This window comes from Nocardia uniformis NBRC 13702, assembly GCF_001613345.1.
Lineage (GTDB): Bacteria > Actinomycetota > Actinomycetes > Mycobacteriales > Mycobacteriaceae > Nocardia > Nocardia uniformis.
In genome coordinates this window covers 1-16,879 of the sequence record NZ_BDCE01000066.1, presented here as the reverse complement: position 1 = coordinate 16,879, position 16,879 = coordinate 1, and the positions used below count along the sequence as shown (strand labels likewise).

Annotated in this window: 17 protein-coding genes; 9 read left to right on the top strand and 8 right to left on the bottom strand. The window is 66.8% G+C overall.

The annotated features are described in order from the left end of the window. Nucleotides 1-21: 21 nt before the first annotated feature. The gene (locus NU1_RS24325) at nt 22-1,152 is read right to left on the bottom strand and encodes a YihY/virulence factor BrkB family protein (RefSeq protein ID WP_084521764.1); all 1,131 of its coding nucleotides are present in this window, start codon (nt 1,150-1,152) and stop codon (nt 22-24) included. Nucleotides 1,153-1,275: 123 nt separating this feature from the next. Between NU1_RS24325 and NU1_RS24320 the strand changes: the two genes are divergently transcribed. Further along, the gene (locus NU1_RS24320) at nt 1,276-2,988 is read left to right on the top strand and encodes a DEAD/DEAH box helicase (protein WP_245720286.1); all 1,713 of its coding nucleotides are present in this window, start codon (nt 1,276-1,278) and stop codon (nt 2,986-2,988) included. 8 nt (nt 2,989-2,996) lie between these two features. Next, nucleotides 2,997-3,266: a hypothetical protein gene (locus NU1_RS24315; RefSeq protein ID WP_169815132.1), complete on the top strand. Its 270-nt coding sequence runs from the start codon at nt 2,997-2,999 to the stop codon at nt 3,264-3,266. Here the strand turns inward: NU1_RS24315 and NU1_RS24310 are convergent, their stop codons facing one another. After that, nucleotides 3,267-3,908, bottom strand: coding sequence for a TetR/AcrR family transcriptional regulator (locus tag NU1_RS24310; RefSeq protein WP_067524535.1), 642 nt, complete (start codon nt 3,906-3,908; stop codon nt 3,267-3,269). 108 nt (nt 3,909-4,016) lie between these two features. Here NU1_RS24310 and NU1_RS24305 point away from each other — a divergent pair, with 108 nt between their 5' ends. After that, nucleotides 4,017-4,757, top strand: coding sequence for an SDR family oxidoreductase (locus NU1_RS24305; protein ID WP_067524533.1), 741 nt, complete (start codon nt 4,017-4,019; stop codon nt 4,755-4,757). A gap of 41 nt (nt 4,758-4,798) precedes the next feature. On the opposite strand, the gene NU1_RS24300 is transcribed toward NU1_RS24305, so the two are convergent. The 5 genes from NU1_RS24300 to NU1_RS24280 form a co-directional block, all read right to left on the bottom strand. Further along, complete coding sequence (locus NU1_RS24300; protein WP_067524531.1) at nt 4,799-5,224, bottom strand: VOC family protein; 426 nt, start codon at nt 5,222-5,224, stop codon at nt 4,799-4,801. 105 nt (nt 5,225-5,329) lie between these two features. After that, entirely contained in the window at nt 5,330-5,887 is a 558-nt protein-coding gene (locus NU1_RS24295) for a hypothetical protein (RefSeq protein WP_067524529.1), read from the bottom strand. A 1-nt stretch (nt 5,888) separates the two neighbouring features. Continuing rightward, a complete protein-coding gene (locus tag NU1_RS24290) occupies nt 5,889-7,616 on the bottom strand; it encodes a DEAD/DEAH box helicase (RefSeq protein WP_067524713.1) in 1,728 nt (575 codons plus the stop codon). Between the two features lie 211 nt (nt 7,617-7,827). After that, nucleotides 7,828-8,022, bottom strand: coding sequence for a DUF7455 domain-containing protein (locus NU1_RS43405; RefSeq protein ID WP_040809921.1), 195 nt, complete (start codon nt 8,020-8,022; stop codon nt 7,828-7,830). 350 nt (nt 8,023-8,372) lie between these two features. Then, nucleotides 8,373-10,178: an acyl-CoA dehydrogenase gene (locus NU1_RS24280; RefSeq protein ID WP_067524527.1), complete on the bottom strand. Its 1,806-nt coding sequence runs from the start codon at nt 10,176-10,178 to the stop codon at nt 8,373-8,375. Nucleotides 10,179-10,216: 38 nt separating this feature from the next. Here NU1_RS24280 and NU1_RS24275 point away from each other — a divergent pair, with 38 nt between their 5' ends. The 3 genes from NU1_RS24275 to NU1_RS24265 are packed head-to-tail and all read left to right on the top strand — an operon-like array spanning nt 10,217 to nt 12,294. Beyond that, nucleotides 10,217-10,591, top strand: a complete 375-nt coding sequence (locus tag NU1_RS24275) for a DUF952 domain-containing protein (RefSeq protein ID WP_157552944.1) — start codon at nt 10,217-10,219, stop codon at nt 10,589-10,591. A gap of 25 nt (nt 10,592-10,616) precedes the next feature. Beyond that, nucleotides 10,617-11,099: a cation:proton antiporter regulatory subunit gene (locus tag NU1_RS24270; protein ID WP_067524522.1), complete on the top strand. Its 483-nt coding sequence runs from the start codon at nt 10,617-10,619 to the stop codon at nt 11,097-11,099. Nucleotides 11,100-11,103: 4 nt separating this feature from the next. Further along, the gene (locus NU1_RS24265; protein ID WP_067524520.1) at nt 11,104-12,294 is read left to right on the top strand and encodes a cation:proton antiporter; all 1,191 of its coding nucleotides are present in this window, start codon (nt 11,104-11,106) and stop codon (nt 12,292-12,294) included. Here NU1_RS24265 and NU1_RS24260 read toward each other — a convergent pair. Next, the gene (locus NU1_RS24260; protein WP_067524518.1) at nt 12,190-13,026 is read right to left on the bottom strand and encodes a rhomboid-like protein; all 837 of its coding nucleotides are present in this window, start codon (nt 13,024-13,026) and stop codon (nt 12,190-12,192) included. The two genes, NU1_RS24265 and NU1_RS24260, sit on opposite strands and share 105 nt — an antisense overlap. 170 nt (nt 13,027-13,196) lie before the next feature. Here NU1_RS24260 and eat point away from each other — a divergent pair, with 170 nt between their 5' ends. Genes eat through eutC form a run of 3 tightly spaced genes read left to right on the top strand, consistent with a single transcriptional unit; the run spans nt 13,197 to nt 16,845 of the window. After that, entirely contained in the window at nt 13,197-14,618 is a 1,422-nt protein-coding gene (eat, locus tag NU1_RS24255) for an ethanolamine permease (RefSeq protein ID WP_067524516.1), read from the top strand. After that, a complete protein-coding gene (locus NU1_RS24250) occupies nt 14,615-16,027 on the top strand; it encodes an ethanolamine ammonia-lyase subunit EutB (RefSeq protein ID WP_067524514.1) in 1,413 nt (470 codons plus the stop codon). The genes eat and NU1_RS24250 overlap by 4 nt, the downstream gene beginning before the upstream one ends. Beyond that, the gene (gene eutC / locus NU1_RS24245) at nt 16,024-16,845 is read left to right on the top strand and encodes an ethanolamine ammonia-lyase subunit EutC (RefSeq protein ID WP_067524511.1); all 822 of its coding nucleotides are present in this window, start codon (nt 16,024-16,026) and stop codon (nt 16,843-16,845) included. The genes NU1_RS24250 and eutC overlap by 4 nt, the downstream gene beginning before the upstream one ends. Nucleotides 16,846-16,879 lie beyond the last annotated feature (34 nt).

Here is a 16,879-nt window from a genome sequence, read left to right as displayed (position 1 = left end):
GCGTCCGCCGCTCTTCGACGGCTAACCCTCGGAAACGGACGGTCTGGATGCCATTGGTGGGGTGGCGGGCGGATCCACTTCGGTGGTTTCCGGTTCGATTCGGTCCGGGTCGTCCGGATCAGAGTCCTTGGAGTCGGGCTCCGACGCTTCCGTCGTCCGGTCCCGCGGCCCCCGGCGGCGCGCGGCCAGCCAGCGCTGGACCTGTGCCCAGCGGGTGGCTCGGGCGGGCCAGAATTCTTGGACGCTGGCATTGAATTCCGCGCCGAGGATGACGGCGAAGCCGAGGGAGAAGGTGAACAGGAGGAAGGCGATGGGGGTGGCCAGGGCGCCGTAGCTGATTCCGGTTCGGGTTATCCAGGAGAGGTAGCGGCGCAGGCCTTCGCTGGCGGCCATGAAGAAGATCCCGGCCACGAGTGCGCCGCCGAATAGTCGGTGCCAGGGGAGGGTGCGGTGTAGGGCGAGTTTGTAGAGGGTGGTCAGGCCCACGATGAGCAGGAGTGCGGTGCCGGGGTAGTAGAAGCTCTCGATGAGCCGCAGGCCGGGTTCACGCCAGGAGTCGGGCAGTGCCCGGCCCGCCATGGACGGGCCCAGCGCCACCAGCGGCAGGATGAGTACCGAGGCGATCAGGAAGCCCACGTACAGCAGGAGTGCGAAGATGCGCTGCCACACCGGGTGTCGGGCGTCGGCTTGACCGTGTGCGGCGGTGATGGCGTCCACGAAGGTGGCCATGGCCGAAGATCCGGCCCACAGCGACAGCACGAAGCCCGCCGACACCACGCCGCCGTGCCCCTTTTGCAGGACATCGGAGACCGTGGGCGCGATGAGGTCATCGACGACACTGGGACTGAACAGTTTCCGGCTGAAACTGATGACCTTCGATTGCACGATATTGACCGTGTTCGGCCCGAACCAGCTGCCCACATAGCCGAGGCTGCCGAGCAGTCCCAGTAGTAGCGGCGCCAGCGACAGGGTCTGCCAGAAGGCGGCGGCCGCCGATTTGGCGAAGATGGAATCGTTCCACGCCCGCACCGCCGTATGGGTGAAGAGTTCGCCGCCGCGGCGAACGGATGTCCAGATTCCGTCGGCGAGGGTGCGCGAAGTCACTCCGTCGGAGGAATTGGCAGGTGCCGGGGGTGGATCGTGCTCGTTCATTGTGTCTACAGCATCGCCCACGCGGGGATCGGTTGTGCGGCGACCAGCCATTGTGTCGTGGACCACTTTTCGATGCTGTGTCGGATTGGTGCGCGGTCGGTCCCGGTCGCTACTCTCTTCCGAGTGACTTCGGGTGGTAGCGGTTCGCTTCGTGCATGGCAGCGTAGGGCTCTCACCAAGTATCTGACGTCGAAGCCTCGAGACTTCCTGGCTGTCGCGACACCGGGTGCCGGTAAGACCACCTTCGCGCTGCGCGTTGCCGCTGAACTGCTGGCCGACCGCACGGTGGACCAGGTGACGGTGGTCGCGCCGACCGAGCACCTCAAACACCAGTGGGCGTCCTCGGCGCAGCGGGTCGGCATCCAGCTCGACTCCAACTTCTCCAATTCGACAGGTTCCACCTCCGCCGACTTCCACGGTGTGGTCGTGACCTACGCGCAGGTCGCCTCGCATCCGTTCAAACATCGGGTACGCACCGAGAATCGCCGCACCCTGGTGATCCTCGATGAGGTCCACCACGCCGGTGACGCCAAGAGCTGGGGTGAGGCGGTCGAGGAGGCCTACGGCGACGCCACCCGGCGACTGGCCCTGACCGGTACCCCGTTCCGCAGCGACGATTCGAAGATCCCGTTCATCACCTACGAGGCCGACGAATCCGGTTTCGAGAAGTCGCGCGCCGACCATTCCTACGGCTACTCCGAGGCGCTCGCGGACGGCGTCGTGCGCCCGGTCGTCTTCCTCGCCTACAGCGGTGAGGCGCAGTGGCGTGACAGCGCGGGCGAGGAGTACTCGGCCAGACTCGGCGAACCCCTCAGCGCGGAACACACCGCACGGGCCTGGCGGACCGCGCTGGATCCGGCGGGGGACTGGATGTCGAAGGTGCTCTTCGCCGCCGATACCCGGCTGCGGCAGCTGCGTGCCACCGGTATGCCGGATGCGGGCGGTCTGGTCATCGCCACCGATCAGGACAAGGCGCGCGATTACGCGGAACTGCTGGAACATATTTCGGGTACCAAACCGACCGTGGTGCTTTCCGACGATCCGGGATCCTCCGACCGCATCGGCGAATTCAGCCGGAGCACCGATCCGTGGATGGTGGCGGTGCGCATGGTGTCCGAGGGCGTCGACGTGCCGCGCCTGGCGGTCGGCGTATATGCCACCAGCGCCTCCACACCGCTGTACTTCGCCCAGGCCATCGGACGATTCGTGCGTGCCCGCAAATCCGGTGAGACCGCGAGCGTCTTCCTGCCGTCGGTGCCGGTGCTGCTCGACCTCGCCGCGCAGCTGGAGGTCCAGCGCGACCACGTGATCGGCAAGCCGCATCGGGAGAAGAACGATCTCGATGACGAACTGCTCATCGACGCCAATAAGCAGAAGGATGAGCCGGGGGAGGAGGAGCGCAAATTCGTCGCCCTCGCCGCCGATGCCGAACTCGATCAGGTCATCTACGACGGCGACTCCTTCGGCACCGCCACCTTCTCCGGCAGTGATGAGGAAGCCGACTATCTCGGTATACCGGGCCTGCTCGATGCCGACCAGATGCGCGCCCTGCTGCGCGACCGCCAGACCCGACAGATCCAGGACCGCAGTGCCGACGCCGCCCGCCCGGAATCGGGTGCGGGCGTGATCGCCGCCACCGAACGCGCCGCCACCGCCGACCGCCTCGGCGAACTCCGTCGCGAACTCAACAGCCTGGTCGCCATGCACCACCACCGCACCGGTAAGGCGCACGGGGTGATCCACGGTGAGCTACGGCGCGAATGTGGTGGCCCGCCAACGGCTCTGGCTACGGCCGATCAGCTGGAACAGCGCATCGCGGCACTGCGCCGGATGTAATGGGGCAGGTGCTCACCTCGGCGGCGGCCTCCACCCAGACCGCCGTCACCTCCTGGCAGGCCGACTACGGCGATTCCGCCTGTCAGCTGCCGATTCCACCGCACTGGCGGATCGGCGGCGTCTTCCTGCGCGGCGTCGGCACGCTGCTGCTCGGTATCCCGCTCTATCTCCTACTGGCCAAGGCGATGCCGCCGTTCTGCCGTGGTGCGGTGCTGGCGCGTCGACTGCCTGTGCCGACGGAGTCCAGCGCCGAATCGGATGCCTTGCCGCATAGCTGATTACCGTGAGCGCGCCGCCGAATCCATTGCCGACCCGGCGGATTCATCGCGCGCCGGCCAGGCCGACATGGCGGTGTCGATGGAGCGCAGCAGATCCTCGTAGCAGACGCCGTCGCGGGCCTGAATGGACAGCCCGTAGAGCACCGTCGTGTAGAAGGCCGCGAGCCCGGCGATATCGGTACCGGCGGGCAGATCGCCGTCGGTGACCCCGCGCTCGAGTCGCAGGCGAATGTCTTCGGTTGTGCCCCTGCGGGCTTCGATCAGGAAGTCGCGGATGGCGGTATTGCGGGTGGTGTAGGCGGAACCGGCCAGCACGACCATGCAGCCGTGCGGTTTGTCCTCGGCCGTGTAGGCGACGGCATTGTCGCGCAGCATGGCCTCGATACTCGCGCGGGCGGTGGGCTCCTCGCGTAGCGCTCGCGCGGTCAGGCTGCCCTCGGTGCGACCATAGAGCTCGATCGCCGCCCGGAACAGCGCTTCCTTCCCGCCGAATGCGGCGTACAGGCTGGGGGAGTTGATACCCATGGCGGCGGTGAGGTCACTCATGGACGCGCCCTCGAAGCCGTGCTCCCAGAACACCTCCATGGCGCGGCGCAGCGCGAGTTCACGGTCGAAGGCGCGGGGGCGTCCACGTTCCGCCATGGCCGACTCCTTTCTGTGTCGATCGTTAAATATACCCCTTGACGCGACCTGGGGGTGTCTGCTTTGGTTATTTATGTACTGATCGACACAAAATATGGAGGAGTACCGATGACGGATCTGACGGGCAAGGTGGTGCTGGTGACCGGAGGCAGCCGCGGGATCGGCGCGGGCATTGCCCGCGCCCTCGCCGCCGCGGGCGCGGATGTGGCGCTGACCTACCAGTCCAATGAGGTGCTGGCGAAGGCCGTGGTCGCCGAGATCGAGGCACTGGGCCGCAAAGCCATCGCGGTGCGGGCCGATAGCGCTGACGCGTCACAGGTGATCGCCGCCGTCGACCGCACCGCCGCCGAACTGGGACGCCTGGATGTGCTGGTGAACAATGCGGGTATCTTCCCGGCGAAACCGTTCGAGGAGTTCACCATTGACGAAATCGACAATGCGCTGAACATCCACGCCCGGGCCCCGTTCGTCGCCGCCCAGGCGGCACTGAAATACCTGACCGGCGGCGGCCGCATCATCAGCATCGGCACCAACCTGGTCGATCACGCGCCCTTCGGTGGCCTGGCCCTCTACAACCTGAGCAAGTCGGCACTCAACGGCTTCACCAAAGCTCTTGCGCGCGAACTCGGTCCGCGCGGCATCACCGTCAACCTGGTGCAGCCGGGCTCGACCGACACCGATATGAACCCGGCAGACGGCGACCATGCATCGGGGCAGATCGGTCTGACCGCACTCGGCCGTTTCGGCGCGGTCGAGGATATCGCCGCCGCCGTCACCTACCTGGCAGGAGAGTCCGGCCGCAGTGTCACCGGTGCGGTGCTCACCGTTGACGGCGGAACCAACGCCTGAGTCGGAGAGCTTGTCCCCCAGCTGATCTCGTAGTCGTCGGCTCAGCCCAGCAGCAGTTGGGAGAACCGCAGATGGTTGCCCCAGGGATCGGCGAAACCGCAGTCGCGGGCACCGTAGGGCTGGTCGACGAGCGGCTGTTCGACCGCGACGCCCGCCGCCTCGAGGCGGGCGAAGGTGGCATCGACATCATTGACGGTGAAGATGACGGTGCCCTGAGCGCCGCTGGCGAGGCGGGCCTCGGCGGCCGTGACAGCGTCGGGATTCGGGTTCATACCGGGGCATTCGAGCAGGAATTCCAGGGTGGGTTGGGCAGCCGGGCCGACGGTGAGCCAGCGACCGCCCGCGAACGGGAGGTCCTGGCGGACTTCCAAGCCGATCACGTCGCGGTAGAACCGCAGGGCCTGCTCCTGGTCGCCGACCAGGATCGAGACGTGTGTGAGAGCGAGGTCTTTACCGTTGCTGCTCATGATTTCTCTCTTCTCGTCGAGCTGAGCCGGTTATCGCCATGACGGCCGACACTGAACAAACTAATCGGTTTCGTCGGCGCGATCATGACGAATCGCCAACCCGAACTAGTTCGCCGGAAGGTCGAAATACGCTGCGGGATCCAGGGTGTCGAGCGGCGTCCAGCGCGAGACCGGCACCTCGACCGGATCCTCGGCCGAACCGCCGGTTCGGTACCCGCGCAGATCCAATGCCAGCCAAGGGTTCTCGTCCACCTGCCGAGCCAAGGTGTAGCAGGTGGCGAGCATGTGGACGCACCGTTCGGTACGGGCGCGGCAGGAGCAGTCCACACTGGCCAGGGTGGGCGCGAGCGTGACGCCCGCGCCGAGGATCGCCCCGTGGAGTTCGTCGGCCAGGCTCAGCGCCCCGGCCGGAACCAGCCCGGCGATAGTGCGAATATCGGCCGATGGCAGCGGCGCGAATTCCAGATAGGTCACCGAGGCCTCCGACCCGCGGTGAATGGTGGCGCGCACCATGGTGTTCTCGATCTCGGTCTCGACCCCGCCATTGCGGGCGATGCTGCGCGCGCGGGGGAGCAGCGGTTCCGGCTTGGTCAGCGATATCGGCTCGGCCAGCCGCACCCAGTCCATACCCCAGATGGTGTAGCCGAATTCATTGTCGGCCATCTCAATTGCCTCGCTTTCGCCGCAGCAGTTCCATCAGGCGGTCGTCATCGAGGCGGGCGAGGCCCGCCACACCGGCCGCATCGGTCAAATCGGTGAGCGCCGACTTGCGGTCGTGCATACCCGCGATGTGCTCCTCGATGGTGGTGCCGGAGGTCAGCGTGGTGACCGTGACCATTCGCGTCTGCCCGATGCGATGCGCCCGATCCGATGCCTGCGCCTCCACCGCCGGATTCCACCAGCGATCGAAGTGAATGACATCGGCGGCACGCGTCAGTGTCAGACCCGTACCCGCCGCCCGCAGGCTCAGAATCAAAACCGGTGGCCCATCCGGAGATTGGAACCTGGTGACGATCTCGCCGCGCTCGTCCTGGTTGAGTCCACCGTGGAAGAACGGCGCCGTGATCCCCAACTCCTCGGCGCAGTACCGCACCAGCAGTTCACCCGTGCGCCGGTACTGCGTGAACACCAGCGTGGGTGCGCCGACCTCCACATTGTTGGCGAGAATATCCGCGGCCACATCGAATTTGCCCGAGCGTCCCACCAATTCGTCCAGCTCCCCGGTCACCAGCCCCGGATGGTTGCACACCTGCTTCAATTCGGTGAGCACCGCCAACACCCGGGTATGGCGCTGCGCCCCCGACCCGAAGCCCTCCGCCTCGGCCCTATCGAGCAGTTGGTCGTAGAGCTTCTCCTGCTCGGCGCTCAGATCACACACCAGATCCATATGGATCTTCGGCGGCAGCGATGCCGCCACCTGAGACTTGCGCCGCGCCAACAGCACCGGCTCCAGGGTGTCCCGCAGGCGGATCACCGCGTCGGCCGACCCCTCCTCGATCGGTCGCACGAACCGCCGCCGGAACTGCGCCTTATGCGTGAACTCCTGCGGCACCACCAGATTCAACAGCGCCCACAGCTCTTCGAGATGGTTCTCCATGGGCGTGCCGGTCAGGGCCACCCGCGCATCGGCGGTAATCGCCCGCGCCGCCTTGGATACCTGGGTGCGCGGATTCTTCAGTACCTGCGCCTCGTCGAACACCACGGTGGCCCAGTGCGATCCGGCCAGCGCGGGCCCATGCCCGCGCAACGTCGGATACCCGGTGACGACCACCGTGCCCGCCCCCATCTCGGGGAGCTGTCCGCCCCGCCAGGCGAGGGCCCGGAGCCCGGGCGCGAATCGCTCGATCTCATGGACCCAGTTGCCGACCAGCGAGGTCGGGCAGACCACCACCTGCGGTCCCAGCGTGATCCGGCCCAGCAGGAAGCCGATGGCCTGCACCGTCTTTCCCAGGCCCATCTCATCGGCGAGCACCGCGCCGCCGTGCGCCGCCGTAGTCTCGTGCAGCCAGGTGATACCGCGCGCCTGATACGGCCGCAGCTCGGCCTTCAGCGTCGACCGCAGCTCGCCGCTGAGCGCCATGGTGTCGCGCAGCACCCGCAGGGCCCGCGTCGCGGATACCACGGCGCTCCCGGCCGCGTTCGGTACCGCGTGCGCGGCGGTGGGCAGCGCGACCGGCGCCTCCCCGAACGCGGCACGCCAGACGCGGACCGACGGTCCGGGCTTGGGCAGCGTCAGCGCCGGAAACCCCTCGGGTTCGACGAGCGCGCACTCCAGCTCGCGAACCTCGAGACCCTCGGCCGACGGCACCACCAGGTCGATCGTTTCGCGTTCCCCGATATCGCTCGGCGCGGCCCCGGGACCGAGGGCACCCCAGGTCCAGAGCGCGAACATATGTCGGTCCGACAGGTAGGTGGCATGTGTGGCGGACAGCGAGATACCTCGATTCGAATTTGTCAAATCCGCGTGGTGAGAACACAGCAGCGGGCGACCGTGTGGTCGCCCGCTGCCGGGTGTTCTGTTGGGAAGATTTAGTTGTGTCTGAGCGGACCCCTCACGTTCTGGCTCGAACTCTCCGGACCGGAGCGTGAGGCGGAGGAGCTGATTACAGCGCCGGTGCCGACTCCGTGTCGATCACGGCTTCGAGCGCACGAAGACGATCCATGTGCTCATTGGCGTGATGTTGGCAGAAGAGCAACTCGCCACCCGCGGGAAGGGTCGCACGCACGCGTGCGGCCGCTCCACAGCGGTCACAACGATCGACCGCGGTCAGTGGGGTGCTAGTCAGAGTTCCTGGCATGACTCCTCCGTCCTGGCTCCGGGTGCTCGCACACCGTTCGCCTGGTGTGGGGCCCGCGGTCCACTCCGCGGGCTCGCTACCGCTACTTCCCAGCAGTGGCTGATGACTACTCTGTCAGACGTTCGGGACGGGGTCTTTGTTCCCGAAGATGTTTCTTTGTGTTTTCGCTAACACGACCTGCGGTTTCGCTAAAAGCGAACATCACCAGGACTATGCTCACGAACCGCCGAAGCCACCTTCGAAAACAGCCGATCCAGTTGTCTTACGGGGAGACTACCCGGGAGCATCGACACTCACACTCCTATTGGATAACGGCACGGACCCGGTAGCAAACACCGTTGAGACCTATTTCAGAACCAGGTTTCGTCGAGGTCGAGGGTGGTGCGGTCGAGGCTGTCGAGGAGATCGAACAGCGGGGCCGTGCGGGGCAGTTCCCAGCGGAAGAAGTACCGGGCCGCCGCGCGCTTGCCGAGCTGGAAGGCATCGGACCCCCGCCCACGCTCGGCCGCCGCGTTCGCGGCCAGTGCCTGCTCCAGCCAGATCCACGCCAACACCACGTGACCGACCGCTTCCAGGTAGGCCGCCGAGTTGGCCAGTGCCGTCTCGGGGTTCATGTCCTGCCAGAGAATGGCGGTCGTCGCGGCGATTCGCCCCGCGGCGCGGTCGAGAGCGTCAGCGAATTCGGTGAGTTCGGTGTCCCCGGTGGTGCGGGCGGCGGTCACCGTCGACGCCATGGCATCGATCAGGGCGGTCAGGGCCGCGCCGCCCTCGGCGGTCACGGCCCGGCCCAGCAGATCGAGGCTCTGGATCCCGTGGGTGCCCTCGTGGATCGGGTTGAGGCGGTTGTCGCGGTAATGCTGTTCCACGTCGTAGTCGCGGGTGTAGCCCGCCCCGCCGTGCACCTGGATGGCGAGATCGTTTGCCGTCAGGCACCATTGGGACGGCCAGCTCTTGGCGATGGGTGTCAGGATGCGCAGCAGCGTCGCGGCGCGATCGGCGTCGGTGGCGGTGCGCAGATCGTCGACCAGCTTCGCGCAGTACAGCTGCAAGGCCAACGCGCCCTCGGCATAGGCCTTCTGCGCCAACAGCATCCGCCGGACGTCGGGATGATCGACAATGGGGACCTGCGCGCCTTCGCGGGCGCCCAGGGGTCGGCCCTGCGGGCGATTGCGGGCGTAGTCCAGGGATTTCAGGTATCCGGTGTAACCGAGCGCGGTGGCGGCGAGGCCGACGCTGAGCCGGGCCTCGTTCATCATCGAGAACATGCACGCCAGACCACGATTGGGCGCGCCCACCAGGTAGCCGACGGCACCGGGTTGATCACCGGGGGTGAAGCGGCCGTCGCCGAATACCGGGGCGGTATTGACCGTGCCGCGCCAGCCCATCTTGTGATTGATCCCGGCCAGCACCACGTCATTGCGTACCGCCGGATTGCCGTCGGCATCGGGGAGGTATTTCGGCACGATGAACAGCGAGATGCCGCGGGTGCCCTCCGGAGCGCCGGGGATGCGGGCCAGCACCAGGTGGACGATATTGTCCGAAAGTTCGTGATCCCCACCGGAAATCCACATCTTGCGGCCGAAAACCCGGTAGGTGCCGTCGTCCTGCGGCACCGCACGGGTGGTGATATCGGCGAGATTGGATCCGGCGTGCGGCTCCGACAGCGCCATGGTGCCGAGGTTGCGGCCGTCGAGCATGGGCCGCATGAACAGGTCCACCTGCTCCGGAGTGCCGTGCGCGGCAATCAGATTCGCATTGCCCGCGGTGAGCAGCGCGTATCCGGTGGTGCCCACATTGGCGGCGTGGAACCACGACATGCAGGCGGTGAACACGGTGTAGGGCAGCTGCATACCGCCGACCTCGTAGTCCATCGCCGCACCGATCATCCCGGCATCGGCGAAGGCCTTCAGCGCCTCGCCCACGGCCGGAGCGATATGGACCTTCTCGCCGTCGAAAGTGGGTTCGTGCAGGTCGCTTTCGCGATTGTGCGGGGCGAAGTACCGGGTCGCCAGGTCCTGGCTCAGCCGCAGTACCTGATCGAAGGTCTCCCGCGAATGATCGACGTAGCGTTCGCGCGCCGTCAGCGTCTCCACACGCAGCCAGTCGTACAGCAGGAACTCGATATCGCGGGCGGACATGATGAGCGACGGATTCATGGTCCCGGTCTATCAGAGACCGGGATATCGTGGCGGTCGTGGCTACCGAACCGCTCGCGCACACCGGCCCGCTCGTCCACATCTGTGCTCGCGCGCAGTGGGAGGCCGCTCGCGCGAACGGCGAATACCGCGCGCCGTCGCTGGCCGAGGTCGGCTTCATTCACCTCTCCGCCCCGTACCAGGCGCACCTGCCCGCGGACCGGATCTTTCGCGGGCGTCAGGATCTGGTGCTGCTCTGGCTGGACCCGGCTCGCCTGGCCCACCCCGTGAAGTGGGAACCGGGTGTGCCCGGCGATCCCGATTCCATGCGGTTTCCGCATCTCTACGGGCCGCTGCCGGTGGCCGCGGTCGTCGAGGTCACCGACTATCGGCCCGACGCGAACGGCACGTTCGTACCGCTGCCGGTGTCCTGATTGGGTCTGCCTTAATCTGGACGGCGTGAACGTCGACGTTACTGCGCTGCCCGGCATCGGTGTGCGAAAAGATTTCGAATCTCGCGGCGGACGCCGGATCGGGGTGGTTGTACATCGCGATGGTGGCATCGACCTGATCGTGTCGCAACGCGACGATCCCGACGCCTGTCTGGCGCAGGTGCCGCTGACGACCGACGAGGCCGCAGTGCTGGCCAATCTGCTCGGTGCCCCGCAATTGGTGGAGAGCCTCAAGGAAGACCACCGGGACCTACCCGGGATCACCACCCGCCAATTGCCCGTCGGCGGCAAATCGCCGTATGTGGGGCGCATGCTGGGGGAGACCGGAATGCGCACCCGCACCAAGGCATCCATCGTCGCGATCATGCGGGCCGGACAGTTGCATCCCTCGCCGGGACCGGATTTCGTACTCGATACCGGTGATCTGCTCGTCGTTGTCGGGACTCCAAACGGGCTGGACGCCGCCGCCCGCGTCCTAGCCGACGGCTGACCGCGTGGATGGAACCGCGCTAGCCCTCATCCAACTCGGCGCGATCCTGTTCGCGCTCGGCATGTTGGGTCGACTGGCAGGCCGCTTCGGCATGTCGCCGATCCCGCTGTACCTGATCGGCGGCTTGGCTTTCGGTACCGGCGGCATAGTCGAAATGCACGCGGCCGCCGAATTCGGCCATATCGCCGGGGAGATCGGCGTCGTCCTGCTGCTCCTGCTCCTCGGCTTGGAGTACACGGCCGCGGAACTGGTGACGGGCATGCGGCGGTCCTGGTCGGCGGGCCTGCTCGATATCGTCGCCAATGCCACACCGGGTGTGATCGTCGCGCTCATGCTGGGATGGGGGGCGGTCGGGGCGGTCACCATGGGTGGCGTCACCTACATCTCGTCCTCCGGCATTGTCGCGAAGGTGCTCAATGACCTCGGGCGACTGGGTAACCGCGAGACGCCGGTAATCCTGTCGATCCTGGTGTTCGAGGATCTGGCCATGGCGGTGTACCTGCCGGTTCTCACCATGATGCTGGCCGGCCTCGGCTTCGTCAGCGGCATGACCTCCCTCGCCATTGCCATGACGGCCATCACCGTGGTGCTCGTGGTGGCACTGCGCTACGGCAAATACGTGTCGGCCATTGTGAACAGCGACGACAATGAGGTGTTCCTGCTCAAACTGCTCGGGGCCGCACTGCTGGTCGCGGGCGTCGCCTCGTCGCTGAACGTCTCCGCGGCGGTCGGCGCGTTCCTGCTCGGTATCGCCATCTCGGGATCGACGGCGCAGCAGGCGGCGAAACTGCTCGAGCCCCTACGAGATCTGTTCGCCGCCATCTTCTTCGTCGCCTTCGGGCTCAGTACCGATCCGCGGGCCATACCGCCGGTACTGGGCTGGGCGATAGCACTGGCCGTCGTCACCACGCTGACCAAGGTCGGCACCGGCTGGTGGGCGGCCAGGCAGCAGGGCATTCGCCGGATGGGTCGCGCCCGCGCGGGTGCGGCACTGGTGGCGCGCGGCGAATTCTCCATTGTCATCGCGGGACTCGCGGTATCGATGGGCGCGGTGGACGGTAAGTTCGCCGCCCTCGCCTCCGCCTATGTCCTACTGATGGCGATCCTCGGGCCGATCGCGGCCCGGCTCGTCGAGCCCGTGGTCGGGTTGATCAAGCGCGACCGCCCGGCCCCTGTCGACCCGGTCGTGGGCTGACCGGGCGACAGCCCGTTCCATCCGCCGCGATCCGAACACCGCCACAGCACCCACGGTGAAGCCGATGGCCAGGGCGAGTAGGTGACCGTAATCGGTGAAGGTGCGTCCATCCAGGAGGGCCGCGCTGTAGACGGCCACCAGCAGGCCCACCCACAGCCAGCGCGGCCGCCCGCGCACCCGGAAGGCCAACGCGGCCAGTACGGCCGAAATCCCGTAGCTGGGGCCCACATCCGAGGCCGACACCACCCGCAGCGGGATGAGGTCGCGGTCCACGGCGTACGCGATACCGGTCACCGTGATCAGCGTCGCCCCGATATGTCCGGCGGCGAAGACGAAGATCCAGCGCAGCGTGCCCAGCCAGCGCTCGGCGGCCACCATCACCACCAGGAACATGACGATGAATTCCCACGGGAACGGGCCGTCCACCCAGAACGCCGACGCCACCAGCACCTGGATCGGGTCGCGGCGCATATTCGCCAGATTGGTGGACGCGGACAGGATCAGCCGGTGGCCGACGAGTTCGCTCGCGCCGCGCAGCGTCCACCAGGTGACGAACAGGGTGAAGGCGTACGCGACGCTGGCGGGTGCGGCCGCCAGGTGATCGCGGAACGCGCGCTGGGCCCGGCCGCCCTTGTGCGGTTGCCCCCACCAGGCGCGCAACTCCCGGAACTCGTCGGCGAGGTCGACGGTCCGGGTCCACGGCGAGCGATACCTGCTGGACGGGGGCTTCATGACTGCGATTGTGCGTGACCAGGGGTGATAAGGCCCGCAGCGCGTCCGTAATACGCCGTGATGTCCCGGGAAACCAGTAGTTACACGACAGCAACATGCATGCGGAGGATCTAGGGAATCCGCCCTACTGGGCGGATGATCAACCGAGATGCGAGGAGTGCGGTCCCTCTATGGCAACTGCGACACGGCCGACGGCGAGCGACAGCACCGACGACTACTTGGCGAGAAGAACGCTGCGCTCCGGATCGGCGGGCTGGCTGCTGCTGGCCGGCCTCGGCGTCAGCTACGTGATCTCCGGTGACTACTCCGGATGGAATTTCGGTCTGGCACAGGGCGGATTCGGTGGACTGCTGATCGCCACCGTGGTGATCGCGGGTATGTACCTGGCCATGGTGTTGGGTATGGCGGAGCTGTCGGCGGCCCTGCCCGCGGCGGGCGGCGGCTACACCTTCGCCCGGCGCGCGCTCGGACCCTGGGGCGGATTCGCCACGGGCGCGGCCATTCTCATCGAATACGCCATCGCGCCCGCGGCCATCGCCACCTTCATCGGCGGATATGTGGAGTCGCTGAACCTCTTCGGGATCACCGACGGATGGTGGGTGTACCTGGCGGTGTACGCCCTGTTCATCGGCATTCACCTGGCGGGGGCGGGCGAGGCGCTCAAGGTGATGTGCGTGATTACCGTGATCGCGCTGGTCGGTCTGCTCATCTTCGCCGTTTTCGCCTGGGGTCGTTTCGATCTCGGCAATCTCACCGATATCCCCGCGGATCCGGACGCGCTGGGCAGTTCGTCGTTCCTGCCGTTCGGGACATTCGGTATCTGGGCGGCCATCCCGTTCGCCATTTGGTTCTTCCTCGCTGTGGAAGGTGTGCCGTTGGCCGCCGAAGAGGCGCGGGAGCCGGAGAAGAATGTGCCCAAGGGCATTATCGCCGCCATGCTGGTCCTGCTCGTAACCGGCGGACTCGTCCTGGTGCTGTCCACCGGAGCACTTGGTGCGCAGGCGCTTTCGACCTCGGACAACCCACTCGTCGAGGCCCTGGGCAGCAGCGGTGCCGCGAAGGTGGTCAATTACATCGGCCTGGCGGGGCTGGTCGCGAGCTTCTTCTCCATCGTGTACGCCTACTCGCGCCAGACTTTCGCGCTCTCGCGGGCCGGTTATCTGCCGACGAGCCTGTCGGTCACCAACTCTCGCAAGGCACCCGTGCTGGCGTTGATCGTGCCGGGCATTATCGGCTTCGGGCTCTCGCTGACCGGTGAGGGCGCGATGCTGTTGAATATGGCGGTCTTCGGGGCGGCGGTCAGCTATGTGCTCATGATGGTGAGCCACATTGTGCTGCGGGTGCGCGAACCCGGTATGCGGCGGCCCTATCGGACGCCGGGCGGGATGGTGACCACGGGATTCGCGCTGGTCGTGGCGTGTATCGCCGTGGTGGCGACCTTCCTGGTGGATCCGGTCGCGGCGGGCTGGACGCTGGCGGCGTTCTGCGGCTTCCTGCTCTACTTCGGCCTCTACAGCCGTCACCGTCTGGTGGCGAGTTCGCCGGATGAGGAGTTCGCGGTGCTCGCTCGCGCTTCGGAGGATCTCGAATGACGGTGTATCAGCAGCGAATCGGCACGGTGAGCTACCGGTTCGACGGTCTGGTCGAACTACTGGCCAAGGCGACGCCATTGCGCAGCGGTGACGAATTGGCCGGGTGCGCGGCGCATTCCGATGCCGAGCGGGCGGCGGCGCAGTGGGCGCTCGCCGAGGTGCCGCTGGCGACATTCCTCGAGGATCCGGTGGTGCCGTATGAGACCGACGAGGTCACCCGGCTGATTATCGACAGTCACGATCGCGCCGCGTTCCGAGCGATTTCGCATCTCACCGTCGGGGGGCTGCGGGACTGGCTGCTGGCGGTCGCCGCCACCGATGCCGCCGCCGTCACGCTGGCGTCGGTATCGACGGGCCTCACGCCCGAAATGGTCGCCGCGGTCAGCAAACTCATGCGCAATCAGGATCTCATCGCGGTGGCGCGAGCCACGGAGGTGCGGGCCGGTTTTCGCACGACCGTCGGGCTGCCCGGTACCCTCGCCACCCGGCTGCAACCGAACCATCCCACCGATGATCCGCGCGGTATCGCCGCGGCCGTCCTGGACGGTCTGCTGCTCGGCTGTGGAGACGCGGTGATCGGTATCAACCCGGCCACCGATTCCCCGAGGGCCACAGCCGATTTGCTGTATCTGCTCGACGAGGTGCGTCAACGCTTCGATATTCCGACCCAGTCGTGTGTGCTCTCCCATGTCACCACCACCATGGGGTTGATCGAGGCGGGTGCGCCGGTGGACCTGGTCTTCCAGTCCATCGCGGGCACCGAAGGGGCGAATACCGGGTTCGGCGTGAACATGTCGCTGCTGCGGGAAGCCAATGCGGCCGGAAAGTCGCTACGGCGTGGAACCGTCGGTGACAACGTCATGTACCTGGAGACCGGGCAGGGATCGGCGCTGTCCGCCGGTGCGCACCTCGGTACCGGCGGGAAGCCGGTCGACCAGCAGACCCTGGAGACCCGGGCGTACGCGGTGGCCCGTGACCTGGATCCGCTACTGGTGAATACCGTGGTGGGATTCATCGGTCCCGAATACCTCTACGACGGTAAGCAGATCATTCGCGCCGGGCTCGAGGACCACTTCTGCGGGAAGCTGCTGGGGCTGCCGATGGGTGTCGATGTCTGCTACACCAATCACGCCGAAGCCGACCAGGACGATATGGACAACCTGCTGACCCTGCTGGGTGCGGCCGGATGCGCCTTCGTCATTGCCGTACCCGGTGCGGATGACGTCATGCTCGGCTATCAGAGTCTCGCCTACCACGACGCCCTGTACGTGCGAAAAGTATTGGGACTGCGGCCCGCTCCCGAATTCGAGGCGTGGCTGGACCGGCTCGGGATGCTCGATGCCCACGGTCGCGTACGGCCGGTCGAAGCGCTGTCCTCGCCGCTGCGCGCGCTGGCGAGTGCGTCATGACGCGGGCTGAGCGACTGGAAAGCGCCGCGGCGGAGGGGTTCTGGACCGAACTACGGCGAACCACACAGGCGCGCATCGGGCTGGGCCGGGCGGGAGACGCACTGCCCACCGGTCGAGTATTGGAATTTCGGGCCGCGCACGCGGCCGCTCGCGATGCGGTGCATACGCCGCTCGACGCGGACGGGTTCGCTACGCGGGTAGCGGCGCTCGGGCTGGGAGAGCCGGTCCACGTGCGCAGCCGCGCGTCCGACCGGTCCGAATACCTGCGCCGTCCGGACCTGGGTCGACTGCCCGACGAATCGTCTGCCGGACAAGGGCTTTCGGCAGTGGCCGGTACCGGTGCGGATATCGGATTCGTGTTGGCGGACGGACTCTCGCCGCTCGCCCTCGTCGAGCACGGTATCCCCATGCTGTGCGCGCTGACCGAGAAGCTGGGGGAGCGCTACACGTTCGCGCCGCCGGTGATCGCCACACAGGCCCGTGTCGCTCTCGGCGATCACATCGGTGCGGCACTGGGCGTGACCACGGTGCTGGTTCTCATCGGTGAACGGCCCGGTCTCTCGGTCGCCGACAGCCTCGGCATCTATCTGACCCATCGCCCCCGGCCCGGGCGCGCCGATGCCGAACGCAACTGCGTCTCCAATATCCATCCGCCGGAAGGTCTTACGTACGCGCGCGCCGCTCAGGTCGTCGAGGGACTGGTCGACGGTGCCCGCCGACTCGGTCGTTCGGGCGTGGACCTGAAGGACACCTCCGCTTGCACGTCCTTGGCGGCGAGTACGGCGGTGGTGCTCGAAACAGGTAGCGCGCCAGGGTAATACGTGCATCGCATTGCCGAGGTTGAAAGTGCCG

Bases quoted from the DNA above. Each gene is read 5' to 3' on its own strand.
- NU1_RS24260 (WP_067524518.1), bottom strand. From the start codon at position 13,026: ATGAAGCCCCCGTCCAGCAGGTATCGCTCGCCGTGGACCCGGACCGTC.
- NU1_RS24310 (WP_067524535.1), bottom strand. From the start codon at position 3,908: ATGGCGGAACGTGGACGCCCCCGCGCCTTCGACCGTGAACTCGCGCTG.
- eat (WP_067524516.1), top strand. From the start codon at position 13,197: ATGGCAACTGCGACACGGCCGACGGCGAGCGACAGCACCGACGACTAC.
- NU1_RS24325 (WP_084521764.1), bottom strand. From the start codon at position 1,152: ATGAACGAGCACGATCCACCCCCGGCACCTGCCAATTCCTCCGACGGA.
- eutC (WP_067524511.1), top strand. From the start codon at position 16,024: ATGACGCGGGCTGAGCGACTGGAAAGCGCCGCGGCGGAGGGGTTCTGG.
- NU1_RS24295 (WP_067524529.1), bottom strand. From the start codon at position 5,887: ATGGCCGACAATGAATTCGGCTACACCATCTGGGGTATGGACTGGGTG.
- NU1_RS43405 (WP_040809921.1), bottom strand. From the start codon at position 8,022: ATGCCAGGAACTCTGACTAGCACCCCACTGACCGCGGTCGATCGTTGT.
- NU1_RS24305 (WP_067524533.1), top strand. From the start codon at position 4,017: ATGACGGATCTGACGGGCAAGGTGGTGCTGGTGACCGGAGGCAGCCGC.
- NU1_RS24280 (WP_067524527.1), bottom strand. From the start codon at position 10,178: ATGAATCCGTCGCTCATCATGTCCGCCCGCGATATCGAGTTCCTGCTG.
- NU1_RS24290 (WP_067524713.1), bottom strand. From the start codon at position 7,616: ATGTTCGCGCTCTGGACCTGGGGTGCCCTCGGTCCCGGGGCCGCGCCG.
- NU1_RS24250 (WP_067524514.1), top strand. From the start codon at position 14,615: ATGACGGTGTATCAGCAGCGAATCGGCACGGTGAGCTACCGGTTCGAC.
- NU1_RS24300 (WP_067524531.1), bottom strand. From the start codon at position 5,224: ATGAGCAGCAACGGTAAAGACCTCGCTCTCACACACGTCTCGATCCTG.